At 72.0% G+C, this 4,416-nt stretch carries 4 protein-coding genes; 2 read left to right on the top strand and 2 right to left on the bottom strand.

Going from position 1 to position 4,416, the window contains the following annotated elements; genetic code table 11:
• Positions 1-185: 185 nt before the first annotated feature.
• Complete coding sequence (locus GTW40_RS28365; protein ID WP_161182994.1) at positions 186-1,304, bottom strand: adenylate/guanylate cyclase domain-containing protein; 1,119 nt, start codon at positions 1,302-1,304, stop codon at positions 186-188.
• Positions 1,305-1,739: 435 nt separating this feature from the next.
• A complete protein-coding gene (locus GTW40_RS28370) occupies positions 1,740-2,600 on the bottom strand; it encodes a biotin--[acetyl-CoA-carboxylase] ligase (RefSeq protein ID WP_161182995.1) in 861 nt (286 codons plus the stop codon).
• 110 nt (positions 2,601-2,710) lie between these two features.
• Between GTW40_RS28370 and GTW40_RS28375 the strand changes: the two genes are divergently transcribed.
• Together GTW40_RS28375 and GTW40_RS28380 are read left to right on the top strand one after the other, a co-directional pair.
• The gene (locus GTW40_RS28375; protein WP_161182996.1) at positions 2,711-4,312 is read left to right on the top strand and encodes an acyl-CoA carboxylase subunit beta; all 1,602 of its coding nucleotides are present in this window, start codon (positions 2,711-2,713) and stop codon (positions 4,310-4,312) included.
• Positions 4,313-4,349: 37 nt separating this feature from the next.
• On the top strand, positions 4,350-4,416 hold a 67-nt coding region (locus GTW40_RS28380), incomplete at its 3' end, for an acyl-CoA carboxylase subunit epsilon (protein WP_161182997.1).

The following is a 4,416-nucleotide window of genomic DNA, read 5'->3' on the forward strand; positions in this document are numbered from 1 at the left end:
CCCGTCCCACACCGCCGCCCCCGCACCGGAACCGGCCCACAGCACACCCCCGCCGAAGCAGAGCGGGGTGTGCCTGCTGGGCCTGTGCCTGCGCGTGGGCGGCTCGTAAGGGCGTAAGAGCGAAGGGACCGCACCGCAGGCGCCCGCACCACCCGCGCGGTCGGGTCGGTCAGCCGGTCAGCCGGTCAGGAAGGCCGACGCGAAAGAAGCCACGGCTCGACCACGCCAAGGCCACGCACCGGCCGCTGCCACATGGGCTGGAGCGCGAAGCGGTAGGCGGGCGGTTCCTCGCCCTCCTTCTCGGCGGCGGCCACGGCTTCGGCGGCCTCCGCCTCCGAGGCGGGCGCGACGCCGCTCCGGATCAGTTCCTCGGCGAAGGCGCTGTCCACCAGCACGGCGTCGCGCGGGGCTATCGAGGTCAGCCGGGAGGCGAGGTTCACGGTCGTACCGAACACATCGCCCATCCGGGTGGTCACCGTGCCGAACGCCATGCCGACCCGCAGCTCGGGCATCGTCTCGTCGTTCGCCAGCGTCTCCACCAGGCGCAGCGCGATGTCGGCGGCGAGGGCGGCGTCGTCCGCGACGTACAGCACCTCGTCGCCGAGGGTCTTGATGAGCCGTCCGCCGCGCGCGGCCACCAGGTCGGCGGCGGTCGTCTCGAACGCCTCGACCAGCTCGCCCAGCTCCTCCTCCTCCATCCGCCGGGTGAGGCGGGTGAAGCCGACGAGGTCCGCGAAGGCGACGGCGAGACGGCGGTCGACCATCTCGGCGTCGTCCACGGTCTGCATGACGCGGCCCGCCGAGGCGGCGAGCTGGCGCCGCCAGACGTAGACGAGGAACTCCTCCAGCTCGGGCAGGAGCAGCTCGATGATCGGGTACGTCACCTCGGTCCGGGTCATGCCCGGCTCCGGGGGCTCGGTCAGGCCCTCCAGGAAGGAGTCGATCTGCCACTCGGCCAAGCGGGCGGTGGTCTGTCCGGTGGACCGGGCGACCTGTACAGCCATCGCCTCGCTGAGCAGGCCCGCCTCGACCAGACCGGCGAGCCGTCGCAGGGCGAGTACGTCGGCCTCGGTGAGCGCCTTGGCCTGGCCTATGTCCGCGAAGCCCATCGCCCGCCAGAAACGGGACGCCAGCTCCATGGAGACACCGGCGCTACGGGCGGCCTGGAAGGGGGTGTAGCGGCGCTCGGCGCCGAGGATCAGCTGTTCGAGGCGGAGGGCGAGCGGGTCGGCGCCGGGGTCGGGGGCATCGGGGTCCACCCGGCCCTCCGCGCCCGCGCCGGATCCCGTGTCGTCGACGCTCACGCCTGCTGCCCTTCCGATCTGCCGCGGTCAGGTACCGACCGGCCTCAACTCTACGGCAGGTGTGCGCCAGCTCACTCCGCTGGGACCGGCCGACCGGACGAACGCTCTCCGCCGCTGGAGCACCCGGGTCGCACGGGGCGCGGAGTACCTCGGGCGGTGGGACCGTCGCACACCTCCCGGCGCTCCCACGGCGGCATGCGCCCCCTGCTACACCCCGACCACCCCCACCGAGGGGCTCCGGCCACCATGCCCCGCCGGGGCGCCCCCGAGATGCCTCGGCCCCTCAGGAACCGCCGGGCTGCCCCCGGCCGCCCGCTGTACGGCAATGGGGTACAGCCGGCCACAGGCCCAGCTTCTTCCTCCGGAGCCCCATCGTGACCGCCCGCCCCGCCTGGAGCCACCCACTCCCCACGCGGCGGACCTACTCGGCCGGGCCTACTCCGGCCGCAGATGCACGATGTCCCCCGCCCCCACAGCCTGCCGCTCCCCGTCCCCCGTCGTGATGACCAGCCGCCCGTCCCCGTCGATGGCCGTCGCCTCGCCCCGCAGCACCCGGTCGCCGGGCAGCTCCGCGCGGACCTGGCGGCCGAGGGTGGCGCAGCCCGCCGCGTAGGTCTCCTGGAGGCCGCTCGCGGCGGGGTCGCCGGAGGCCGCGCGCCAGCGGTCGTACCACTCCTCAAGGGAGCGCAGCACCGCGCGCAGCAGCGGGTCGCGGTCGGTGTTCACGGCACCGGCCAGCAGGAGGGAGCCCGCCTGGGGCACGGGCAGCTCGTCGGCGCGCAGGGTGATGTTGAGGCCGACGCCGACGACCACGCCGTCCGCACCGGCCCGCTCCGCGAGGATGCCCCCGGCCTTGCGCTCCTCGCCGCCGACGGTGACGAGGAGGTCGTTGGGCCACTTCAGGGCCGTGTCGACGCCCGCCGTACGGGACAGCGCGGTGGCCACCGCGACGCCGGTGAGCAGCGGCAGCCAGCCCCAGCGCTCCATCGGCACCTCGGCGGGCCGCAGCAGGACGGAGAAGAACAGCCCCGAGCGCGGCGGAGCCGTCCACCGCCGGTCGAGCCGCCCCCGCGCCGCCGTCTGCGCCTCGGCGACCAGCACCGTCCCCTCCTCCGCTTCCCCCGCGTTCGCCCGCGCGACCAGATCGGAGTTGGTCGACCCGGTACTCGGCACCACGTCCACCCGCGACCACAGCCCACCCTCCCGAACCAGCGCCCGCCGCAGCGCGACGGCGTTCAGGGGCGGACGATCCAGATCGGACCAACGGCTGTTCTCTGCTGCATCGCGGGGCGTCATGCAAGTCACCCTAGGTGTGGGAAACACCGCACTGCCGACCGGTGGGCGCGCCACTACGCTACGGATGACTTACCGTCCCCCCTTTTGAGCAGGCAGGGAGCCGCATCCCGATGTCCGAGCCGGAAGAGCGTCACGAGATCGACATTCACACGACCGCGGGGAAGCTCGCGGATCTCACGCGGCGGATCGATGAGGCGACGCACGCCGGGTCGGCGCGGGCCGTCGAGAAGCAGCATGCCAAGGGAAAGCTGACGGCTCGTGAGCGGGTGGAACTCCTGCTGGACGAGGGGTCGTTCGTGGAGCTGGACGAGTTCGCCCAGCACCGGTCGACCAACTTCGGGCTGGAGGCGAACCGGCCGTACGGCGACGGGGTCGTGACCGGGTACGGCACGGTGGACGGGCGTCCGGTGGCCGTGTTCTCGCAGGACTTCACCGTGTTCGGCGGTGCGCTCGGCGAGGTGTACGGGCAGAAGATCGTCAAGGTCATGGACTTCGCGCTGAAGACGGGCTGTCCGGTCATCGGGATCAACGACTCCGGTGGCGCCCGCATTCAGGAAGGGGTCGCGTCGCTCGGGGCGTACGGCGAGATCTTCCGGCGCAATACGCACGCGTCCGGGGTCATTCCGCAGATCAGCCTGGTCGTCGGGCCCTGTGCCGGTGGCGCCGTCTACTCGCCCGCGATCACCGACTTCACGGTCATGGTCGACCAGACCAGCCACATGTTCATCACCGGGCCCGACGTGATCAAGACCGTCACCGGCGAGGACGTCGGCTTCGAGGAGCTGGGCGGCGCCCGTACGCACAACACCACCTCCGGTGTGGCCCACCACATGGCGGGCGACGAGAAGGACGCGATCGAGTACATCAAGCAGCTGCTGTCGTACCTGCCGTCCAACAACCTCAGCGAGGCGCCGGTCTTCGCCGAGGAGGCCGACCTCGCCGTCACCGACGAGGACCGCGAGCTGGACACGCTGGTGCCGGACAGCGCGAACCAGCCGTACGACATGCACACGGTGCTCGAACACGTCCTGGACGACGGGGAGTTCTTCGAGACGCAGGCGCTGTTCGCGCCGAACATCGTCACCGGGTTCGGGCGGGTCGAGGGGTACCCGGTGGGGCTCGTCGCCAACCAGCCGATGCAGTTCGCGGGGTGCCTGGACATCAAGGCGAGCGAGAAGGCCGCCCGCTTCGTGCGCACCTGCGACGCCTTCAACATCCCGGTGCTCACCTTCGTGGACGTCCCCGGCTTCCTGCCCGGCGTCGGCCAGGAGCACGACGGCATCATCCGCCGGGGCGCGAAGCTGATCTACGCCTACGCCGAGGCCACCGTCCCGCTGATCACCGTGATCACCCGCAAGGCGTTCGGCGGCGCGTACGACGTGATGGGCTCCAAGCATCTGGGCGCCGACCTCAACCTGGCCTGGCCCACCGCACAGATCGCGGTCATGGGCGCGCAGGGCGCCGTCAACATCCTGCACCGCCGCACCATCGCGGAGGCGGAGGCGGCCGGTGAGGGCGACGCCACGCGGGCGCGGCTGATCCGGGAGTACGAGGACGCGCTGCTCAACCCGTACGTCGCGGCCGAGCGCGGCTACGTCGACGCGGTGATCATGCCGTCCGACACCCGCTCCCACATCGTGCGGGGCCTGCGTCAACTGCGCACGAAGCGGGAATCCCTGCCTCCGAAGAAGCACGGCAACATCCCCCTGTAGGACCCGAGGACCACGCAGCCGTAGACCGGGAGCCGTCATGAACATCAAGGTCGTACGAGGCAATCCGACCCCGGAGGAGCTGGCCGCCGCACTGGCGGTGGTCC

This window comes from Streptomyces sp. SID4985 (assembly GCF_009863025.1).
GTDB lineage: Bacteria > Actinomycetota > Actinomycetes > Streptomycetales > Streptomycetaceae > Streptomyces.